A 22375-nucleotide genomic window follows, 5' to 3' on the forward strand; every position below is an offset into this window, starting at 1 on the left:
CCTCGCACTCGAAGTTCCTGCTCGAATTTCCTGGTCGAATTTCCTGGTCCCGGGCTCAATCGGAGGCCTGACACTCCACCCCTCATCAAGTTAGCTTAGGCTAAGCTAACTTTCTCTGAGAGGGCTCGGGTGTCCACGCCACCAGGGAGGAGTCCGCCCATGGCCTTGCCCGTCATCAACTCCTATGCCATGCCCGATCGTTCAGCGGTTCCCGCGTCCGGTCCGGCCTGGACGATCGATCCGGCGCGGGCCGCGCTGCTCGTCCACGACATGCAGAACCACTTCGTCCAGGCGTTCCCGCCGGACTGCTCACCCGTCGTGGAACTGATCGACAACATCGCCACCCTGCGCGAACTGGCGGGCACCCTCGGCATGCCGATCGTCTTCAGCGCCGAACCGGCCGAGCAGCGTCCCGGCCAGCGCGGTCTGATGCGCGACATCTGGGGCCCCGGCATCGGCCCGGAGCCCGACGGGGACGCGGCGGTCGTGGCGTCGCTCAGGCCCCGGGCGGGCGAACACCTGATGGTCAACGTCCGCCACAACGCGTTCCTGCGCAGCCATCTCGGCAGGTTGCTGCGGTCCGAGGGACGCGATCAGCTGATCCTCTGCGGCGTACGGGCGCATCTTGGCATCCTGCTCACGGCCGCGGACGCCTTCATGCACGACATCCAGCCGTTCGTGGTGGCCGACGCCGTGGCCGACTACTCCGCCGAGGACCACTCCATGGCCCTGCGATGGATCGCGCGGACCGGCGTCGTCTGCACGACGAACCAGCTGATCCGTCACCTGCTGCACGGCAAGGCGGCACAGAGCATGTGACGGACGCCCGAAGTGACGGACGCCCGGAGGGACAGGCCCCGAAATGACGGACCGTCACCCGCGCGTCCGCCGCGGCGAGTGGCTCACGCGCAAGGGCGTCCCGGATACTCGTCGCTCTCCGGTACGCCCGCCGCACGCATCCTGCGCACGACCTCGCCCCGCACCGGCCCGTCGTCGATGTCCACCGGACCGTTGGTGTCCCGGTCGAAGACGAGGACGTCCCCCGCGGTGTCCCAGAGCACCCACCTGCGCGGGTACGCGGGCGCCTGCCACAGATGGGCGTACGTCTCCACGCTGTCGATGCGCGTCCTCACAGTGCGCCTCCCTCGGTCTCGCGGCCGTCGACGAACGTCGCGACCACGTCGATGTCACCGATGCGCGAGACGTCGACGCCCGTGGGGTCGTCGCCCAGGACGACCAGGTCCGCGCTCCTGCCCGGTGTGAGGCTGCCCGCGCGGTCCTCCCAGTGGCAGGCGAAGGCGCCGGCCACGGTGTAGGCGCGCAGTGCCTCGTCGACGGTGATGCCCTCGTCCGGGCCGATGACCTGCCCCGACGTGGAGGCCCGCTCGACCATGAACTGGATCGCCCTGAGCGGCGATCCATCCGCGACGGGCCGGTCCGAACTGCCGACCAGCGTGATGCCGTGGTCGAGGAAACCCCGTCCACGGTACAGCCAGGGTGCCCGCTCCTTCCCCATGACGGCCGCGTAGTCGTCGCCGAAGTACCGCAGGAAGTTCGGCTGGACCACGGCGGTCACACCCAGCCCCGCGAGGCGCTCCAGCTGGTCCGGCCGGATGAGGCCCGCGTGCTCGATGCGGTGCCGGGCGCCGGGCCTCGGGCGCAGGCGCTGCGCCCGCTCCAGCGCGTCGAGGGCCACGTCGGCCGCCCGGTCGCCGATGGCGTGGACGGCCAGCTGCCAGCCCGCGAGATGTCCGTCGACGATCGTGTCGGCGAGCGACTCGGCGTCCTCCTGCAACTGGCCCGTGTGGTCGAGTCCTTCGTAGGGGCGGCTGAGGGCGGCGGTACGGGCCATCATGCCGCCGTCGGTGTAGATCTTCAGCGCGCCGACGGAGAGCCGGTCGCCGCCGAAGCCCGTGCGCAGACCGAGGTCGAGGGCGCGGGGAATGCCGTCGTCGTGGTGCGCGTCGACGGGCCGCAGCCGGTCCGCGGACACCATGAGCTGGACGCGCAGGGGCAGTTTGCCCTGCTCCGAGGCCAGTTGGTACGCGCCCAGCTCGACGGGGCTGTGCCCGAACAGGGCGCCCCCGATGCCCGCCTCGGCGCAGCCGGTGATGCCTTCGGCCAGGCAGCCGCGCGCCGCGACTCCGATGGCGTCGGCCAACTCCTGCTGGGAGTACGGCAGTCGCAGGGCCCGCGCGGCCCCCATGGCTCCCTCGGCGAGAAAGCCGTCCCCGTCGGCGAGTTCGGCGGGCAGCAGGTCAAGGACGGCGGTGTTGACCATGCAGCCGTGGCCGGAGACGTGCATCAGGAACACCTTGCGCCCGGCGCTGACCGTGTCGAGTTCGGCGGCGGTCAGATGGCGGCCGAGACCCCGCTGGTCGTACCCCGCGAGGTCGGTCCAGCCCCCTTCAGGTGTGCGTGCCACCGCCTCCGCCACCGCGGCCAGTACGTCCTCGACCGACCGGCACGGTGCGATGCTCGGCGTGCCGGCCTTGAAGCCGGTCCAGGCCAGATGGACATGGCTGTCGATGAATCCGGGCAGCACGGTGGCGCCCTGGAGGTCGACCTCCCTGCGGGCGGGCAGGGCGGCCACCTCCTCGTCCAGGCCCACGATCCGGCCCTGCCAGATGCCCAGTTCGCGGGCGACGGGACGGTCCGGGTCCATGGTGAGGATGCGGGCGTTGGTGAGTCGTGTGGAGAGCATCGGCGCGGCTCAGCCGGCCTGGTCCGCCGCCGTCCGCTCCACCAGGCTCTTGGGCCGCATGTCCGTCCAGTTCACCTCGATGTGGTCCAGGCACTCCTGGCGGGGAGCGGGGCCGTGCGCGACGGTCCAGCCGGCCGGCACGTCCACGAAGTCGGGCCACAGGCTGTACTGGCCCTCGTCGTTGACGAGCACGGAGTAGGTGCCTTCGGGGTTCTCGAACGGGTTGGTGCTCATGGGGTCCTCCGACTCGCTTGGTTTCGCTGGGGGTTGATGGGGGGGGTGGCAGGGATGGGACTAGTCGCCGGCCGTCCCGGTCGCGCGGTCCGCCGCGCGGGCGACCAGTGCCCTGAGCGCCCGGAACCAGGTCTCCGCCAGGTCGCGGACCGCGTCCTCGTCCAGGACCGCCTCCGGCCAGGACCAGTGGGCGGCCAGCACGGGGCCGTCGGCGCGGTCCTCGGTCACCACGTTGATGCCCAGCGCGTGCCCTTCGCGCATACCGGGCTCGGGACCGATGTCGGAGACGTCCTCCTCGGGGGCGTACGACCAGTCCGTCTCCTCGGGGATGCCGAAGCGGCCGAGGTAGTTGAACTCGATCGGCGGTGCCTCGAAGCCGGCGAGCACCGGTGCCGTACGGGGGTTGAGGTGGCGGAGCATGCCGTAGCCGACGCCGTTCGCGGGCAGTGAGGCGAGGTGCCGGCGGGTCCGGTCCAGTGCCTCCTCGACGGCCGGGCCGCCCTCCAGGGCCGCGTCCAGGTCGACGGGACCGGGGTCCAGGAGGACGGGGAAGATGCTGGTGAACCAGCCGACCGTGCGGGACAGGTCGACGTCCCCTGCCACCTCCTCGTCGCGGCCGTGGCTCTCCAGGTCGACCAGGACCGGTCCCCCGGCGCCGCCGTCGTGCCGTCGCCGCCAGTCGGCCACGGCGAGCGCCAGGCCGGTCAGCAGGACGTCGTTGACGTTCGCGGTGAAGGCGGAGGGCACGGCTGACAGCAGCGGGCCAGTGTGCTCGGCGGGCAGCCGCAGCTCAAGGCGCCGTACGGTGCCGGTCGTGTCGCGGACCGGGTCCAGCGGGCTCTTCAGCGGCAGGGGCGCGGCGCCTTCCAACACGCTGGTCCAGAAGGGCAGTTCCTCCTCGCGGGCCGGGTCCTGGGCCAGTTCTTCGAGCGTGCGCGCCCAGGTACGGAAGGACGTGTCGACGGGCGGCAGCTCGGCGGGGCGGCCCGCCTCGACCGCCCGCCAGGCGGTCTCCATGTCCGGCAGGAGGATGCGCCACGACACACCGTCGGTCACGAGGTGGTGGGCCATCAGGAGGAGCCTGCCGGGCTCGTCGCCCGCGTCGAACCAGACCGCCTTCACCATGGTTCCGGCGTCGGGGGCCAGGGTCGCGCGGGCGGTGTGGGCGCCCTGCGCCACCGCCGTCCGCAGTGCTTCGGCGTCCAGGCCGGTGACGTCGATCCGCTCGATCCAGGTTCCAGGGTCCACGGAGTCCTTGGGCGGGACGGCGATGCTCCAGGTGCCGCCGGTGCCGACCTCGCGGTAGCCGTCCTCGCCGTTGCCGGCCTCGCCGTCGGCGGTCGTGCGTCGGCTGACGGTCAGTGGGGGCTGGTCGCGCAGTTCCCCGCGCCCCTCACGGGGCGCCTGCGGCGCGCCCTGCTCGCGGCCGTCCTCACCCGCGCGGCCGTCGACGCCCGCGCCGTCACGAACCAGCGTGGCGCGCAGCATCGCGTGGCGGTCGGCGAGTGCTCGTAGTACGGCCGTGAGCTTTTGGCGGTCCAGGGTGGCGGGGGTGCGGACCAGGGCCGACTGGTGGTAGCCCTGGAACGGGCCGCCGAGTTCGCGCAGCCAGTGCATGACCGGGGTGAGCGGCACGATGCCGGTGCCGTCGTCGGCGGGGCGGGCGTCGGCGGCTCCGGTGGTGGTCGCCACCTCGGCGAGTCCGGCGACCGTACGGTGCCGGAGCACCAGGCGCGGAGTGATCCGCACGTCGGCCGCGCGGGCCCTGCTGACGAGTTGCATCGCCATGATGCTGTCGCCGCCGAGGGTGAAGAAGTCGTCGTCGACGCCGACCTCGGCCAGCCCCAGCACCTCGGCGAACACCGTGCACAGGGTCTTCTCCAGCTCGGTCCCGGGCGCGCGCCCGGTGGAGAGCGCGGAGAAGTCCGGGGCGGGCAGGGCGGCCCGGTCCAGCTTGCCGTTTGCGAGCTTAGGCAGCCGGTCCAGGAGGACCACGGCGGCCGGGACCATGTGGTCGGGCAGCTGTCCGCCGACGTGGGCGCGCAGCCGTCCCGGGTCGGGGAGCGCCCCGGCCGCGGGGACCACGTACGCCACGAGCAGTTTCCGCGCCTCCTCCTGACGGACCGTCACCACGCCCTGTGCTACGTCCGGATGAGTGGTGAGGACGGATTCGATCTCGCCGGGTTCGATGCGGAAGCCGCGGATCTTGACCTGGTCGTCGGCGCGGCCCAGGTAGTCGAGGTGTCCGTCGGCGGTCCAGCGGGCCAGGTCGCCGGTGCGGTAGAGGCGGGAGCCGGGGTCGCCGCCGAAGGGGTTGGCGACGAAGCGTTCGGCCGTCAGGGCGGGCCGGCCGAGGTAGCCTCGGGCGAGGCCGCCACCGGCCAGGTACAGCTCGCCCGTCACACCGGGCGGGACTGGCTGCAGGCGGTCGTCGAGGACGTACGCGCTGGTGCCCGCGACCGGGCGGCCGACGAGCGGGCGGTCGCTGTCGCGCACCCGGGCCACGAGCGCGTCGACGGTGGATTCGGTGGGCCCGTAGAGGTTGAACGCCTCGGTGCCGTTCAGGTGTCCGAGCCGCTCCCAGAGCGCGCCCGGTACGGCTTCGCCGCCGACGCCGACGACCGCGAGGGGGCTGCTGCCGTCCTCGCGTACGAGGCCGGTCTCGGCCATCTGCGCGAAGAACGACGGGGTGACCTCCAGGAAGTCGAAGCCGTGCTCGACGACGGCCGCGGCGAGGAGGTCCGGGTCGCGGCGGGTCTCGTCGGAGACGACGTGGACGCAGTGCCCGTCGAGGAGCCACAACTGGGGCTGCCAGGAGGCGTCGAAGGAGAACGCCCAGGCGTGTCCGGCGCGCAGATGCCGTCGGCCGGTGATCGCCTTCGCGGGCTCGTACAGCGTCTCGCGGTGGCTGTGGAAGAGGTTGCCGACCGTCTCGTGGGTGATGACGACGCCCTTGGGGCGGCCGGTGGAGCCGGAGGTGTAGATGACGTACGCCGGACTGCGCGGGGTCAGCGCCGCGACGCGGTCCGTGTCCGTGAGGTCGGTCGCGGGCTGGGCGGCGATCAGTTCGGCGGTCGCCTCGGCGTCGAGTTCCAGGACCGGCGGGCCGTCCGTGGGGAGCAGCGGTGCGATCTGTCGTGTGGTGAGCGTCAGGACCGGGCGGGCGTCGGCGAGGGTGTCGGTCAGGTGGGCGCTCGGGGCGTCCGGGTCGAGCGGCAGGTAGGCGGCGCCCGCCTTGTGCACGGCGAGGATGGCCAGCAGGGTGCGGGCGGTGCGGGGCAGGGCCAGTGCGACGAGCCGCTCCGGTCCCGCTCCCTGGGCGACGAGCAGCCGGGCGAGACGGTTCGCCTTGGCGTTGAGCTGGGCGAACGTCAGCTTGATGCCGTCGGAGGCGACAGCGGGTGCGTCCGGTGAGAGCGCGGCCTGCCGTTCGAAGAGGGCCGGGACGGTGGTCGGTCCGGCGAGCAGGGGCCGGGCGTTCCACTCGGTGAGGATGCGCCGGCGTTCCGCGTCGCCGAGGATGTCGATCCGGCTGATCGGGGTGTCGGGGGCGGTGACCACGGCCCGCAGCAGCCGCACGAGCCGTTCGGCGATCGCCTCGGCGGTCGCGTGGTCGAAGAGGTCGGTGCTGTATTCCAAGACGCCGTCGACACCGCCCGCACCTGTGCTGTCGTCTCCGCCGCGTTCCACGAAGTCGAAGGAGAGGTCGAACTTGGCGCCGGTCGCGCCGGCTTCCTCCCGCCGGGCGTCGAGGCCGGTGAGGAAGTCCCCCTCGCCGCCCGCCGCGAGGTACACGACCATGACCTGGAACAGCGGGTGCCGGGACAGCGAGCGGGCGGGGCTGAGCACGTCCACCACCCGCTCGAACGGCACGTCCTGGTGGTCGAAGGCGGCCAGGTCGGTCTCCCGGACACGGCCGAGCAGTTCGCGGAACGCGGGGTCGCCGGAGGTGTCGGTGCGCAGCACCAGGGTGTTGAGGAAGAACCCGACCAGGTCCTCCAGCGCCTCCTCGGAACGCCCGGCGATCGGGCTGCCGAGCGGGATGTCCGTGCCGGCGCCGAGCCTCGTCAGCAGAGCGGCCACGGCCGCCTGGACGATCATGAACATGCTGACGTTGCCGGCCCGGGCCAGCTCGCGCAGTCCCGCCGCCAGCTCCGGGTCCAGGGCCATGTCGACCACGCCACCGCGGTAGCTGGCCTCCAGCGGGCGGGGCCGGTCGACGGGCAGCGCCAGCTCCTCGGGCAGCCCCTCCAACGTGCGCTTCCAGAAGCCGAGTTGGCGGGCCGCCAGGCTCCGCGCGTCCTTCTCGTCGCCGAGGACCGCACGCTGCCACAGGCTGTAGTCGGCGTACTGGACGGGCAGTGGCGCCCACTCGGGCGTACGGCCCGCCGCGCGTGCCGCGTAGGCGGCGGCCAGGTCGCGGGTGAGGGGCCGGTCCGACCACTCGTCGCCCGCGATGTGGTGGAGCAGGAGCAGCAGGACGTGCTCGTCCTCGCCGGTACGGAAGAGGTGCACGCGCAGCGGCGCTTCCCGGTCCAGCTCGAAGCCGTACCCGACGGCCTCGGCCAGCCGCCCCGCCAGCTCCTCCTCGCCGGCCACGGAGGCGGTCCGCACGCCGATCCCGGCCCGCTCCGGCTCAAGGATCAGCTGGTACGCCCGCCCGTCCTCCTCGGGGAAGACGGTGCGCAGCGGCTCGTGGCGGTCCACCAGGTCGTCGACCGCGAGCCGCAGCGCGTCGGCGTCGAGCGCCCCGGAGAGCCGCCAGACCAGCGGAATGTTGTACGTGGGACTCGGGCCCTCCACCCGGTACAGGACCCACAGCCGCTGCTGGGCGAAGGAGAGCGGCAGCCGTTCCGGCCGGTCCGCCGGGGCGAGCACGGGCAGGTCGGTCCCGGCCTCGTCGCGGAGCGCCTCCGCGAGCCGGGCGGCCGTCGGGGCGTCGAAGACCGTGCGCAGGGAGGCCTCGGCGCCGAGCACCGCCCGGACGCGGGCGGCGAGCCGCATGGCCACGAGGGAGTGGCCGCCGAGGGCGAAGAAGTCGTCGTGGACACCGACGTGTTCCAGGCCCAGGACCTCGGCGAACAGCCCGCAGAGGATCTCCTCGCGCGGGGTGCGCGGCAGGGACGCGGTGGTCCCGGCGGCGAAGTCGGGCGCGGGCAGCGCCCTGCGGTCGAGCTTGCCGTTGGGGGTCAGCGGCAGGGCCTCCAGAGTCATGAAAGCCGCGGGGACCATGTGCTCGGGCAGCTGGGCGGCGGCGTGCCTGCGCAGAGCGGCGGAGACATCAACGGAAAAGTCTGTGTCACGCCCCGCCGCCGGGACGACGTACGCCACGAGTCGCTGGCCGTGCGGGACGACCACGGCCTGGGCGACGGTGTCGTGGCGTCCGAGGACGGACTCGATCTCGCCGAGTTCGATACGGAAGCCACGGATCTTGACCTGGTCGTCGGTGCGGCCCAGGTACTCGACCGTGCCGTCGGACGTCCAGCGGGCGAGGTCGCCCGTGCGGTACATGCGTTCGCCGGGCCCGCCATACGGGTCGGCGACGAACCGCTCGGCGGTCAGAGCGGCGCGGTCGAGATAGCCGCGGGCCAGCTGGGCACCGGCGAGGTACAGCTCCCCCGCCACCCCCGGCGGCACCGGCCGCAGCGCGGCGTCCAGGACGTACACGCGGGTGTTCCACACCGGCCGTCCGATGGGCACCGAGGTGGCGCCCGGGTGCACCTGGACGGCGGTGACGTCGACGGAGGCCTCGGTCGGCCCGTACAGGTTGTGCAGCTCGGTGGAGGCGAGCGTCCGGTGGAAGCGGTGCGCGAGCGGGGCGGGCAGTGCCTCGCCGCTGCACATCACCTTGCGCAGGCCCGCGCATCCCGCGGCGGCCGGTTCCTCCAGGAACAGCTGGAGCATCGAGGGCACGAAGTGCGCGACGGTGACGTCCTGCCGCTGGATCAGCTCGGCGAGGTAGCGGGGGTCCTTGTGCCCGTCGGGCCTGGCGACCACCAGGGCTGCCCCGGCGATCAGCGGCCAGAAGAACTCCCACACGGACACGTCGAAGCTGGACGGGGTCTTCTGGAGCACCCGATCCGCACCGGTCAGTCCGTACGCGTCCTGCATCCACAGCAGGCGGTTGACGATGCCCGACTGCGGTACGACCACGCCCTTGGGACGCCCCGTGGAACCGGAGGTGTAGATGACGTAGGCGGGGCTCGACGGGTCGTACGTGTCGGGAAGGGCGCCCTCGGGCCCCTCGGGCAGGCTGTCGCGGATCACGCACACCGGGCGGGCGTCCTCCAGCATGAACGCGAGGCGCTCCTGCGGGTAGTCGGCGTCCAGCGGCAGATAGGCGCCGCCCGCGCGGTGCACCGCGAGGAGGGCGACGACGAGGTCCACCGAGCGCGGCAGCGCGACGGCCACGGTGCCCTCGGGGCCCACGCCCAAACCGGCCAGTACCCGTGCGGTGTGTACCACGCGTGCGTCCAACTCGGCGTACGTCAGCCGCTGTTCACCGAAGACCAGCGCGAGCGCGTCGGGCGTGCGGGCGGCCTGGGCGCGGAACAGCTCGGGGAGGGTGGTGGGGACCGTGACCTGGGTCGTGTCGTTCCAGTCCGCGAGGACGAGCGCCCGCTCCTGCGGCGTCAGCACCTCCACCTCGCGCACCGGCAGGTCCGGCGCCTCGGCGACCTGTCCCAGCAGTCCGACCAGGCGACCTGCGAGGCGTTCCGCGGTCGTCCCGTCACACAGGTCGGTCGCGTGGTCGAGCAGGAGGACCAGCCGGTCCTGCTCGTCCACGAAGGTGAAGTGCAGGTCGAACTTTGCCCGGCCGGTGTCCATGTCGGACCACTCGGTGGGCAGACCCAGCAGGTCGGGGTCGCCGCCGGGGCGGTAGTGGTAGCCGAGCATCACCTGGAACAGCGGATTGCGGCCCGCCACGCGCGGCGGGTTGACGGCCTCCACGACCCGGTCGAAGGGCAGGTCCTGGTGCTCGAAGGCGGCGAGCGCCGACTCGCGGACTCGGCCAATCAGTTGACGGAACGTCAGGTCATTGCCGGACAGGTCGGTACGGAGGACCAGCGTGTTGACGAAGAAGCCGACCAGCTCGTCCAGGCCGCTGTCCGTGCGGCCCGCGATGGGCGCGCCGAGCGGGATGTCGTCGCCCGCGCCCAGCCGGTGCAGCAGGGTCGCCGTGGCCGCCTGAAGGAGCATGAACATGCTGGTGCCGGTCTCGCCGGACAGCTCGCGCAGGGTGCGGCCGACCTCGGCGGGCACCTCGTGGCGGACCTTGCCGCCGAGTCCGGTGGGCTCGGCGGGACGCGGCCGGTCCAGGGGCAGCGCCAGCTCCTCGGGGAGGTCGCGCAACGCCTCGGTCCAGTAGCCGAGTTGCTCGTCGCCGACCTGGGCGAGCAGCTGCTCCTGCCACAGCGTGTAGTCGGCGTACTGCACCGGCAGCGGCGTCCAGCCGGGCTCCCCACCCGCGACCCGGGCCGCGTACGCGGTGTTCAGGTCGGACAGGAACGGCCGGTCGGACCATTCGTCGGTGGTGATGTGGTGCAGGACGACGGCCACCACATGGTCGGCCGGACCGACCCTGAACACCTCGCAGCGCAGCGGGAGTTCGCGGGCCAGGTCGAAGGGACGGCGCTGCGCCGACTCGATCAGCCCGTCCAGCTCCTGCTCGGCGCAGTCCGTGACGGTGAGGCCGGGCGCGGCCTCGATGGCCGGGACGACGACCTGGTACGGCTCTCCGTCGTGCTCGTGGAACACCGTGCGCAGCGCCTCGTGCCGGCCCGCCACATCGCTGAGCGCGGACCGCAGCGCGTCGAGATCGAGCTCCCCGCGCAGCCGGAAGACCAGCGGGAAGTTGTACGCGACGCCGCTGCCGGTGATCCGTTCGACCAGCCACAGCCGTCGCTGGGCCGGCGAGAGCGGGACGCGGTCGGGGCGTACGGCGGGGGCGACGGCCGGCCGGGCGGGGCGCCCGGTGTCGGCCCGTGCGGCGAGCAGTTCGGGTGTCGGCGCCTCGAAGAGGTCGCGGATCGCCAGCTCGGCGCCCAGTTCCGTGCGGGCCCGGCTGATCAGCCGGGTGGCGAGCAGCGAGTGGCCGCCGAGGTCGAAGAAGCCGTCCTCCGCGCCGACCTCGGGCAGGCCGAGCACCTCGGCGAAGAGGCGGCAGAGCACCTCTTCCTGCGGGGTGCGCGGACCGCGGCCGGTGCCGAGGGCGACCGCGGGTTCGGCGTCGGGCAGGGCGCGCTGGTCCAGCTTGCCGTTGTCGTTCATGGGCAGCCGGTCGAGGGTCACGAAGGCGGCCGGGACCATGTACTCGGGCAGCTGCTGCTTGAGGTCGTCGCGCAGCCGCCGGACGAGGCTGTTCGCGCCGCGCGCCGCGGTGGGTTCGTTGGCGTACGGGGCCTCTCCGCCACCCGGGAGGTAGAGCCCGGCGGTACGCCCGGGGCCGGCGGAGCCGGAGTCAGTGCCGGAGTCGGTGTCGGTGTCGGTGTCGGTGTCGGTGTCGGTGTCGGTGTCGGTGTCGGGGACGAACACGGCGTCGTACGTGCCGGGTTCGCGGGACCAGGTCGTCAGGACGTGGCAGCCCAGCCGCGTGCCGAGGTCGTGCAGCGTCTCGGGGTCCACTCCCCCGGCGGCGCCCACGCGGGCGTCGGGTACGCCGGTGAACCGCAGCGGGGTGACCGCGCGGACGAGGTCCGCCAGATCCAGGTCGGCGGTGAAGCCGACCGACGGCACGCGCTCCAGGGCGAGGTCCGCCTCACCGGCGTACAGGACGGCGTCGTAGCGGTGGCGGGTCAGTTCGTTGTGGTGGCGGGCGCGCTTGGTGCGCAGGTCGACGCGGTGGCCGAGGGTGGTGAAGTAGTCGGGGTCGACGAGGAGTTCCTTCTCCAGGCGCAGCCCGCGCTCGACGGCACGCTCAAGGCCCTCCCCCGTGATCCCCTGGGTCCTGGCCTGCTGGATCTCCGTCTGGAAGGTCCGGGCGAGGCGCAGGTTGCGGACGTCTCCGACGAACAGGGCGCCGCCCGGCGCGAGGAGCCGCATCGCTCCCTCGATGACCGAGGTCAGATAGTCGATGCTCGGGAAGTACTGGATGACGGAGTTGATGACGATCGTGTCGAAGTACCCGTCGGCGGGCAGGCCGGTCAGGTCGTCGGCGGGCTGGGCGCGCAGGGTGACGCGTGCGGCCAGTTCCGGGTCCTGCGCCAGCTCCTCGCCGATCTTGCGGATGACGGGGGCGGCGAAGTCGGTCGCCCAGTAGGCCTCGGCCTCGGGTGCGAGCTTCGACAGCAGCAGGCCGGAGCCGACGCCGATCTCCAGGACGCGGCGCGGTCGCAGTGAGCGGATCCGGGCGACGGTGGCCTCGCGCCACTCCCGCATCTCCTCGAAGGGGATGGGCCGCCCGTCGTACGAGGAGTCCCAGCCCGCGTAGTCCTCGGTGAAGACGGCGGTGCTGATCTCCTCGTACTCGTCGGAGTAGATCTCCTGCCACTCGCCGACCTGCTCGCGTTCGGCGCCGTCGCGGTCGTCGCCGGTGAGCGGGGCGGGGACGACATAGCCGACGAGCCGTTCGTCGCGGACGACCACGGCGGCGTGCGCGACCTGGGGGTGCCGGGAGAGCGCGGCCTCGATCTCGCCCAGCTCGACACGGTAGCCGCGGATCTTGACCTGGTCGTCGGTGCGGCCGAGGAAGTCGAGGTTGCCGTCGGGGTTGCGGCGTACGAGGTCGCCGGTGCGGTACATGCGCTCGCCGGGCTCACCGAAGGGGTCGGCGACGAACCGCTCGGCGGTCAGGCCCGGCCGCTCCAGATAACCGCGGGCCAGACCGATGCCCGCGATGTACAGCTCGCCGGGCACGCCCTCGGGCACCGGGCGCAGCCAGGCGTCCAGGATGTGGGCGCGGGTTCCGCGGATCGGACGGCCGACGGTCGGGGTGGCGCTGTCGAGGGTGCCGCCGCCGAGGGTGTTGATGGTGTACTCGGTCGGCCCGTAGAGGTTGTAGCCGTAGGTGCCCTCGGTGTCGCGGAGCCGGTTCCACACGGTCTCGGACACGGCCTCGCCGCCGAGCAGCACGAGCGGCGGACGGTGGCCCTCCAACAGGCCCTGCTCGATGAGGAGATGCGCGTAGGTGGGCGTCACGTTGATGACGTCGACGCGGTGGGTCTCGCAGTACGCGACCAGGGCCTCGGCGTCGCGCCGCAGCTCCTCGTCGCAGATGTGCACCTCATGTCCCTCGACGAGCCACAGCAGCTCCTCCCAGGACATGTCGAAAGCGAACGACACGGTGTGCGCGATGCGCAGTCCGCGCCCGCCCGCCGAGGCGATGGCCGGTTCGAAGATCTCCCGCTGGTGGTTGAGCTGCATGTTGGTCAGCCCGCGGTAGGGCGTGACGACACCCTTGGGCCGGCCGGTGGACCCGGACGTGTAGATGACGTACGCCGGGTGCTCCAGGCTGAAGTACTGACGCTCCAGGTCGGCCGGGTAGGAGGCCAGTTCGGCGGTCACCGACGGGTCGTCCAGGAGGGCGCGCGGGGTGTCGGCCGCCGCCAGCCGTTCCGAGACGGCGGCGTTGGACAGGAGCAGCGTGGGCCGGGCGTCCTGGAGCATCGCCACGAGCCGGTCGTCCGGATAGTCCAGCTCCAGGGGGAGGTACGCGGCGCCCGTGCGCAGGACGGCGAAGAGCGCGACGACCATGTCGAGGGAGCGGGGCAGTCCGAGCGCGACGACCCGCTCGGGCGCGGCGCCCCGGTCGATCAGCAGTCGGGCCATGCAGTTGATACGGGCGTCGAGCTGGGCGTAGGTGAGGGTCTGGTCGCCGAAGACGAGGGCGGTGGTGTCGGGCGTGGCCAGGGCCTGTGCCGCGAGCAGGTCGGCGATGGTGTCCTCGGGGTCGGGGACCCGCCCCTCGGCCCGTTCGCGCTCCAGTTGCCGCCGCTCGGACGGCAGTTGTGCGTCGAGTCGTCCGACGGGGGCTTCGAGGTCGTCGGTGAGCCGTGCCACGAGCAGGGTGAACCGGTCGAGCAGATCCTGCGCCTGGGGCCGCGCGATGACGTCGGCCCGGTGGGTCAGGGTGACCTGGATGCTGCGGCCCGGGGTGACGACCAGGTTGACGGGATAGTGCGTGGCGTCGACGTTGGCGACGGCGGTGGCGCCGTGCTGGTCGCTCAGTTCGGCGAGCCGCTCCTCGGTGTCGCTGTTGCGCAGCACGAAGAGGGTGTCGAAGAGCCGCCGGTGCCCGGTCTCGGCCTGCAGCACGCCGAGGCCCAGATACTCGTACGGCATGACGGCCAGCCGCTCGTCCTGGACGCGGCGCAGCAGGGCGAGCACGGGTTCGGCCGGGTCGTAGGCGATACGGGCGGGGACGGTGTTGAGGAACATGCCGATGACGTTCTCGATCTCCGGCACCTCGCTCGGCCGGCCCGCGACGGTGGTACCGAAGACGACGTCACCGCGGCCGGTCGCGCTCGCCAGGGTCAGTCCCCAGGCGGCGTTGAGCACGGTGTTGAGGGTCAGTCCGTGGTGGCGGCCGATGTCGCGCAGCCGGGTCCCGACCTCGTCCGGGACGAGGGCGTCGAGGCTCTCCGGGATGTCCGGCTCCAGGCCCTGGTCGGCGGCGGCGAGCAGGGTGGGCTCGTCGAGTCCGGCCAGCGCGGTACGCCAGGCGGCGGTGGCGACGGCCGTGTCCTGGACCTCAAGCCAGGTCAGATAGTCGCGGTACGAGCCGGGGGCGGCCAGGGCACTCGGGTCGCCGCCGGACTCGTACAGGGCGAAGAGCTGGTCGAGGAAGAGCCAGGCGGACCAGCCGTCCCACAGGAGCAGGTGGCGGCCGACGACCAGGCGGTCACCGCGCTCCTCGCCGAGGCGGACGACGAGGATGCGGAAGAGCAGCGGGCGGGTCAGATCGAAGCGGCGGGAGCGTTCGGCCTCGGTCAACTCCCGCAGCCGGACGTCCTGTTCGGCGACGGGCAGACCGGAGAGGTCGACCTCTTCGAGGGGGATCTCGGGGTCGCGGACGATGAACTGCACCGGCTGGCGCAGCCCTTCGCTGGTGAACCCGGCGCGCAGGCTGGGAGTGCGGTCCAGCAGCACCCGTACGGCGGTGCGCAGACGGTCCGTGTCGAGCGGGACGGCGATGTCGAAGGACTCGTGGACGGTGTAGACGTCCAGGGTGCCGGCGTCGTACGTGGAGTGGAAGAACAGGCCTTCCTGGAGCGGGGCGAGCGGCCAGATGTCGTCCACGGGGCCGGGGCTGAGCCGGTGGACGCGCTCGGTCTCCTCCGCGGTGAGGGCGAAGTCGGAGCGCAGGGCGCGCGTCTCGGCGACCGGGGTGGCCGCGGCGGCCAGGGCGAGCGGGGTGCGGTGCTCGAAGACGTCACGGGGGTTCAGGTCCAGGCCCGCCCGGCGGGCACGGCTGGAGACGCCGATCGAGGTGATGCTGTCGCCGCCGAGCATGAAGAAGTCGTCGTCGATGCCGACCTCGTCGAGCTTCAGCACCGCGGCGAAGATGCCGGTCAGCGCGGCCTCCCGCTCGTCGCGGGGTGCGCGCGCCTCGGCCCGTACCGTCTGCGGGGCGGGCAGCGCGGCGCGGTCGAGCTTGCCGCTGGGGGTGAGCGGGAGTGCGTCCAGGACGACGTAGGCGCCGGGGACCATGGGGGCGGGCAGGGTGTCGGCGAGGGCCGCCTGGAGTGCGGCGGGCTCGGGGTGCGCGTCGCGGGCGGGGACCACGTACGCGACGAGTGCGCCGGCGCCGCTGTCCGTGGAGATGACGGTGACGGCGGCCTGGGCGACGGACGCCTGCCGGGCCAACGCGGCCTCGATCTCGCCCAGTTCGACGCGGTTGCCGCGGATCTTGACCTGGCGGTCCGTGCGGCCCAGGTACTCCACGACGCCGTCGGCGCGACGGCGTACGAGGTCGCCGGTGCGGTACATCCGCTCGCCGGGCCCGCCGTACGGGTCGGCGACGAACCGCTCGGCGGTCAGACCGGGCCGGGCGTGATAGCCGCGGGCCAGTTGGACGCCGGTCAGGTACAGCTCGCCGGGCACCCCCGGGGGCACCGGCCGCAGGCAGGTGTCCAGGACGCGCAGGCCGGTGTTCCACACGGGCCGTCCGATGGGCACGGTGGTGCCCGGCGCGCCGTCGTACGTGTGGTGGGTGACGTCGACGGCGGCCTCGGTGGGGCCGTACAGGTTGTGCAGCGGCACCCCGGTGAGGGCCAGCCAGCGGGCCGACGCGGCGGTGGGCAGGGCCTCGCCGCTGCTGAAGACACGCCGGAGGGAGGTGGCCCAGGCGGGATATCCGGCGGCCTCCCCCGGCTGCGCGGAGGACGGTTCGAAGGACTGCAGGAACGCTTCGAGCATCGACGGCACGAAGTGCAGGGTGGTGACGGCCTGTTCGCGGATCAGCTCGGCGAGATACGCGGGGTCGCGGTGGCCGTCCGGGCGGGCGAGTACGACCGTGGCGCCCTCGCACAGCGCCCAGAAGAACTCCCAGACGCTGACGTCGAAGCTGGCCGGGGTCTTCTGCAGCACCCGGTCGTCGGCGGCCAGCCCGTACGCGCCCTGCATCCAGGCCAGCCGGTTGACGATCGCGCGATGGGTGACGACGACACCCTTGGGCAGGCCGGTGGAGCCGGAGGTGTAGATCAGGTACGCGGGGTCGTCGGGGCGTGCCTCGACGACGGTGGCGACTTCCGGCTGCCCGGTGGCTGCCGGCCGTTCGGTGGCTTCCGGCTGCTCGGTGGCCGGCAGCGCGTCGGTCGGGGCGTCCACCAGGAGGTGGGCGAGGCCCGGGACCTCGGGCAGCCGGTGGACGGTGCCGGAGGTGGTGACGACGGTCGTCGCTCCGGAGTCGGTGAGCATGTGGGTCACCCGGTCGGCGGGGTAGTCCATGTCGACGGGCAGATAGGCGGCCCCGGACTTGAGCACACCGAGCAGGGCGACCATGAGTTCGGCGGAGCGCGGAACGGCCACCGCGACGACGGTGCCGGGCCCGACACCTCCCGCACGGAGCCTGCCCGCCAAGTCCCGCGCACGGGAGTCGAGTTCCGCGTACGTGAGGGTCTCGTCCTCGTACACGACCGCCGTGGCGGCCGGGGTGCGGGCGACCTGGGCCGCGAAGGCGGCGGCGAGGGTGGTGCCGGGCACCTCGCGGCGTTCGCCGGCCGGGTGGGCGCTGGACAGCTCCGCCGCCGACAGCAGTTCCAGGGCGGCGGCCGGCTGCCCGGGGTCCGCCGCCAGGGCGTGCAGGATGCGGGTGAGGCGGTCGGCGATTCGGCGTACGGCGTCGGCGTCGAGCCGCTGGGCGTGGTGCTTCAGACGCAGGTCCAGGCGGCGGCCCGGCTTCACGATCAGGGCGAGCGGATAGTGGACGGCGTCGTGGAACTCGTGACCGGTGACCCGGATACGGCCGGAGGGGTCGGCGAGGCCGGTGGCGGCCGGGTAGTTCTCGAAGACGACGAGGGTGTCGAACAGTTCACCGCTGCCCGCGAGACCGGCGACCCGCTGGATCTCGGCGAGCCCGAGGTGCTGGTGGTCGAGGAGCGCGGCCTGCTCGTCCTGGAGGCGGCCGAGGAGACCGGCGAGGGTGTCCGAGGGCTCCCAACGGAAGCGGGTGGGCAGGGTGTTGATGAACAGCCCGACCATGGACTCGATGCCCTCGACCTCGGCGTCCCGGCCGGAGACGGTGGTGCCGAACACCACGTCCTGGCGGGCGGTCAACCGTCCGATCAGCAGACCCCAGGCGCTCTGGACGACCGTCCCCAGGGTGACGCCCAGCTCGCGGGCGCGGGCCGACAGCCGGGCGGTGACCTGCTCGGACAGCTCGACCCGGACCTGCGCGGGCGTGATGGGCGTGCCGTCGGCGGGCGTCTCGACGAGACGGGTGGGCTCCTCGATCCCGGCAAGCGCGTCGCGCCAGGTCTCGCGGGCGGCGTCCCGGTCGGCGGCGGCGAGCGTGCGCAGGTAGGTGCGGTACGGGGCGACCTCGGGGAGCGGGGCCGGGTTGTCGCCGTAGGAGGCGAGCAGTTCGCGGTGCAGGACGGGCAACGACCAGCCGTCGGCGACACTGTGATGGAACGTCAGCAGCAGACGCGCGCGGTCCTCGCCGAGCCTGATGAAGGCGCAGCGCAGCAGGGGTGGGCGGGCGAGGTCGAAGCGGCGGGCGCGCTCCTCGGCGGCGACGGCGTCGGCGCGTGCTTCGGCTACGCGCGGCTGCGCCGACAGGTCCACCTCGTGCCAGGGCAGTTCCATGCCCTCGGCGATGATCTGCACGGGGCGTCCGTCGGCGAGCGGGCGGAAGCAGGCCCGCAGCGGGGCGTGCCGGTCGAGGACGCGCTGGGCGGCCTCGCGCAGTGCCCCGGCGTCGACGGGGCCGGACAGTTCGAGGGCCTGCTGGACCACGTACGCGTCGTGGTCGGCGCCGTCGACGAGGGCGTGGAAGTAGAAGCCCTCCTGGAGAGGGCTCAGGGGCAGCAGTTCCTGCACGGCGACGGGGTACTCGCCCTGGATCTCGGCGAGTTCGGAATCGGTGAGCCGTACGAGCGGGGGCTCCTCGGCCGCGGCACCCGTGCCGGTCACCGCGTCGGCGCGCACGTCGGCGGCCTCCGCGAGGGCCGCGACCGTCCGGTGCCGGAAGACATCGCGGGAGCTGAGCCGGAGTCCGGCCCTGCGGGCGTGTATGAGCAGCTGGATGGCGGTGATGCTGTCGCCGCCGAGGGCGAAGAAGTCGTCGTCGATGGTCGCCGACCGCAGGCCGAGCACCTCGGCGTAGGCCGCGCACAGCACCTCCTCACGGGCGTCGCGCGGCGGCCGGCCGGAGCTGAGGGCCCCGTAGTCCGGCACGGGAAGCGCGGCGCCGTCGAGCTTGCCGCTGGGCGTGACCGGGAGGCGGTCCAGGGGGACGACGGCGGACGGGACCATGTACTCCGGCAGCTGCTCGGATGCGTACGAACGCAGCGCCTTCATCAGGGAGTTCACGTCACGGAAGGGTGCCGGGCGGTTGGCGTGCGGGGCGGTTCCGGACGGACGGTACAGCCTGGCCGAAGTCGCGGGCAGGCTGTCACCGGGGCCGAAGACGACGTCGAGGCTGCCGTCGTCGGCGACCCCGTTCCAGGTGACGACGGCCCGCAGACCGTGCCGGGCGGCGAGGGCGTGGAGGGCCTCCGGGTCCGGCGCGTCGGCGGGGGACGCGGCACGGCTGCTGTCGTCGAGCGCGGACAGCGCGGCCAGGTCCTCGGCGAGCCGGGCGTTGGGCAGACCGGTGACGCGGAGGGGGCGTGTGGGTTCTGCGGGCGTTGCCGTGCGGCGGCCGACGAGCAGAGCGTCCAAGGCGTCCAGGGCGTCGCCGTTGCCGCCGGCCACGTCGGCCCAGGCGATCTCGTCGCCTGTGGCCGCGGTGGGCCGGACGGTACCGGCACCCACGACAAGGTCGGTTGAAAGGGCACCGTCGCTATCAGCTCGGTCGCGCAGTTCCCCGCGCCCCTCAGGGGCGGGGAGTTCTCCGCGGCCCTGAGGGGCGGGTCCGCCGTCGGTCCGTGTCGGCGTCAGCACCACGTCGTAGCGGTACCGCGTCAGCTCGTTGTGGTGATCGCCGCGCTTGACCCGGATGTCGACGTCGAAGCCGTCGAGGGCCGCGAAGTAGTCGGGGTCCAGAAGGAGTTCGCCCTCCCAGGCGAGCGACCGCTCCACGGCGGCCCGCAGTGCCTGCTTGTCCCCCGGGTCGGCCGCGCGGCGCGTCTCGACCGCGGCGCGCAGGACGCGCAGCAGCCGGGCGTTGCGCACGTCACCGATGAACAGCCGTCCCCCGGGGGCCAGCAGCTCGGCGGCGGCGCCGATGACGTCCGTGAGGTAGTCGGCGCCGGGGAAGTACTGGGCGACGGAGTTGAGGACGATGGTGTCGAAGTGGGCCCGGGGCAGCCCTGAGGTGTCGTGCGCGGGCCGGGCGCTCAGGTGCACCCGGTCGGCCAGCTCCGGCACCTGGTCCACCTGGGCGCGCAGGGCCCGTACCGCCTCCTCGGAGAGGTCGGTGCCCCAGTACTCCTCGCAGCCGGGGGCGATCCTGGAGAGGATCAGGCCGCTTCCGACGCCGATCTCCAGCACGCGGCGCGGCGCCAGTTCCTGGATACGGGCGAGCGTCGCCTCGCGCCACTCGCGCATCTCCGCGACGGGGATGGGCAGCCCGTCGTACATGCTGTTCCAGCCGGCGAAGTTCTCCCGGAAGCCCGCGGACACGCCGACGCCCGGCCCCGCCGAGCCGTCCCGTGTGCCCTCCGATCCCGCCGCCGCGTAGAGCAGTTCGTGCAGGTCCTTCCACTCCTGGACCTGTTCGCCGAAGTCCCGGTCGGCGTCCAGTGAGGGCACCACGTAGGCGGCGAGCCTGCGGTCGCCGGGGCGGTCCTCGCGGACCAGGACCGCGGCCTGCTCCACGGCCGGGTGGGCGCGCAGCACGGACTCGATCTCGCCGGGTTCGATCCGGAAGCCGCGGATCTTCACCTGTGCGTCGGCGCGGCCCAGGAACTCCAGCCGGCCGTCGGCCTTCCAGCGCACCAGGTCGCCGGTGCGGTACAGCCGTTCGCCGGGCGGGCCGAACGGGTCGGCGACGAACCGCTCGGCCGTCAGGTCGGGCCGGCCGAGGTAGCCGCGGGCGAGACCGGCTCCGCCGAGGTAGAGCTCTCCCGGGACACCGGCCGGTACGGGCTGGAGCCGGGCGTCGAGCACGTAGGCGCGGGTGCCGGGGTCGGGGACGCCGATCGGCACGATGGTGCCGGCTGGGGTGTCGGGGTCGCACAGGCCGAGGGTGGAGTTGGTGGTCGCCTCGGTGGGTCCGTAGGCGTTGAACATCATCCGGCCGCGCGCGTATCGGCCGACCAGCTCGGGCGAGACCCGTTCGGTGCCCGCGAGCAGGGTGGCGGGCGGCAGTTCGACGTCCTCGGGCATCGCGGCGAGGAGCGCCGGCGGGAGGATCATGAAGGTGATGCCGTTGGCGTGGGCGTAGTCGGCGAGCGGGGCGCCGGGCACTCTCAACTCGGCTGGTACGACGACGAGTCGGCCACCGGAGAGCAGTCCGAGGCACAGATCCCAGAACGCCACGTCGAAGCTCGGCGAGGCGAACTGGAGGACGCGGCTGTGCGGTCCGATGCCGAACCGCTCGCTCTGTGTGGCGACCAGCTTGGCGACGCCCGCGTGGGAGAGCACCACACCCTTGGGCCGGCCGGTGGAGCCGGAGGTGTAGATGACGTAGGCGGCGTTCCCGACGGAGAGGGAACGGGCCGGATCGCTCGACTGATGCTCCGTCAACTCCCGTACGGCGTCCGGTGCGTCCAGCACCAGGACGTCCATGCCCTCGCACGGCGGGATGTCCGCCGCGACCTCGGCGGTGGTGAGCAGGCAGGCGGGCCGGGCGTCGGCCAGCATGTAGGAGATGCGGTCGGCCGGATAGTCGGTGTCGACCGGCAGATAGGCGGCGCCGGACTTCAGTACGGCGACCTCGGCGACGATCAGTTCGGCCGAGCGGGGCACCGCGAGGGCCACCACGCGCTCGGGTCCGGCGCCGCGCGCGACGAGGGCGTGGGCGAGCCGGTTGGCCCGTTCGTCCAGTTCCGCGTAGGTGAGCCGGATATCCTCGAAGACCAGCGCGATCTCGTCGGGCCGCTGCCGCACCTGGTCGGCGAACATCTCCGGCCAGGTCCGCAGGGGGACGTCGTGCTCGGTGTCGTTCCACTCCTCCAGGACGCGGTGCCGTTCCTCGGCGTCCAGCAGGTCCAGTTCGCCGACCGGGGTGTACGGGCGGGCGATCGCGTCGGCCAGCAGGGTGGCGTAGTGGCCGGCGGTCCGCAGGGCGGTCCCGTCGCGGAACAGGTCCGGCCGGTAGGTGACGCGGACGTCACCGTCGCGGACTTCGAGCGCGAGGTCGAGCGAGCCCTGGGACTCGACTCCTCCCTCCGCCGCAAAGGCCATGCCGGTCCCGAACGCCGTGCCGGTCCCGAACGCCGTGTCCGTCCCGAACGCCGTGTTGAACAGCAGTCCGCCGCCCCGGGTCGGCTCCGGCCTCAACTGGGCTACCAGCGCGCCCGGTTCGACGCGGTGGGTCTCGGCCTCCTCGCACGCCTCGCGGACGCGCCCGACCAGCTCGGAGAACCCGGTTCCGCCGTCGAGCGTCACCCGGACCGGCAGTCCCCCGTACCCGACGGTGAGGTCGCGCGCGCCGCCGTAGCGGTGCAGCAGCGCCACGAACGCGGACAGGAGGGTGACCTCGTCGGCCGTCGCGTCCAGCGTGCGGCTGATCGTGCGCGGCGCGCCGCCGGACCTGAGCGGATACGGGAAGTCGACCGGGAGGACCGCCTCCTGAGGGAGGGGGTCGAGCCGTCGACGCCAGTACGCCGTCGCGTCAACCTCGTCGACACCGGACACACGCGATTCGAAACCGGACACAGCTGACCGTGC

At 73.0% G+C, this 22375-nt stretch carries 5 protein-coding genes; 1 reads left to right on the top strand and 4 read right to left on the bottom strand.

Annotation, left to right across the window (positions count from 1 at the left end):
- Window positions 1-159: 159 nt before the first annotated feature.
- Complete coding sequence (locus tag J8N05_RS28135; RefSeq protein ID WP_210887580.1) at window positions 160-819, top strand: isochorismatase family protein; 660 nt, start codon at window positions 160-162, stop codon at window positions 817-819.
- An 83-nt stretch (window positions 820-902) separates the two neighbouring features.
- Here the strand turns inward: J8N05_RS28135 and J8N05_RS28140 are convergent, their stop codons facing one another.
- The 4 genes from J8N05_RS28140 to J8N05_RS28155 are packed head-to-tail and all read right to left on the bottom strand — an operon-like array spanning window position 903 to window position 22342.
- Entirely contained in the window at window positions 903-1133 is a 231-nt protein-coding gene (locus J8N05_RS28140) for a hypothetical protein (RefSeq protein ID WP_210887582.1), read from the bottom strand.
- Complete coding sequence (locus tag J8N05_RS28145) at window positions 1130-2704, bottom strand: amidohydrolase (RefSeq protein ID WP_210887585.1); 1575 nt, start codon at window positions 2702-2704, stop codon at window positions 1130-1132. The genes J8N05_RS28140 and J8N05_RS28145 overlap by 4 nt, the downstream gene beginning before the upstream one ends.
- 9 nt (window positions 2705-2713) lie before the next feature.
- On the bottom strand, window positions 2714-2938 hold the full coding sequence (locus J8N05_RS28150; protein WP_210887588.1) for an MbtH family protein: 225 nt from the start codon (window positions 2936-2938) through the stop codon (window positions 2714-2716).
- Window positions 2939-2998: 60 nt separating this feature from the next.
- Window positions 2999-22342, bottom strand: a complete 19344-nt coding sequence (locus J8N05_RS28155; RefSeq protein WP_247706529.1) for a non-ribosomal peptide synthetase — start codon at window positions 22340-22342, stop codon at window positions 2999-3001.
- Window positions 22343-22375 lie beyond the last annotated feature (33 nt).

The sequence above is a fragment of the Streptomyces liliiviolaceus genome, assembly GCF_018070025.1.
Lineage (GTDB): Bacteria > Actinomycetota > Actinomycetes > Streptomycetales > Streptomycetaceae > Streptomyces > Streptomyces liliiviolaceus.

Excerpts from the sequence above, each read along its gene's own strand:
- J8N05_RS28150 (WP_210887588.1), bottom strand. The coding sequence starts at position 2,938 with ATGAGCACCAACCCGTTCGAGAACCCCGAAGGCACCTACTCCGTGCTC.
- J8N05_RS28145 (WP_210887585.1), bottom strand. The coding sequence starts at position 2,704 with ATGCTCTCCACACGACTCACCAACGCCCGCATCCTCACCATGGACCCG.
- J8N05_RS28135 (WP_210887580.1), top strand. The coding sequence starts at position 160 with ATGGCCTTGCCCGTCATCAACTCCTATGCCATGCCCGATCGTTCAGCG.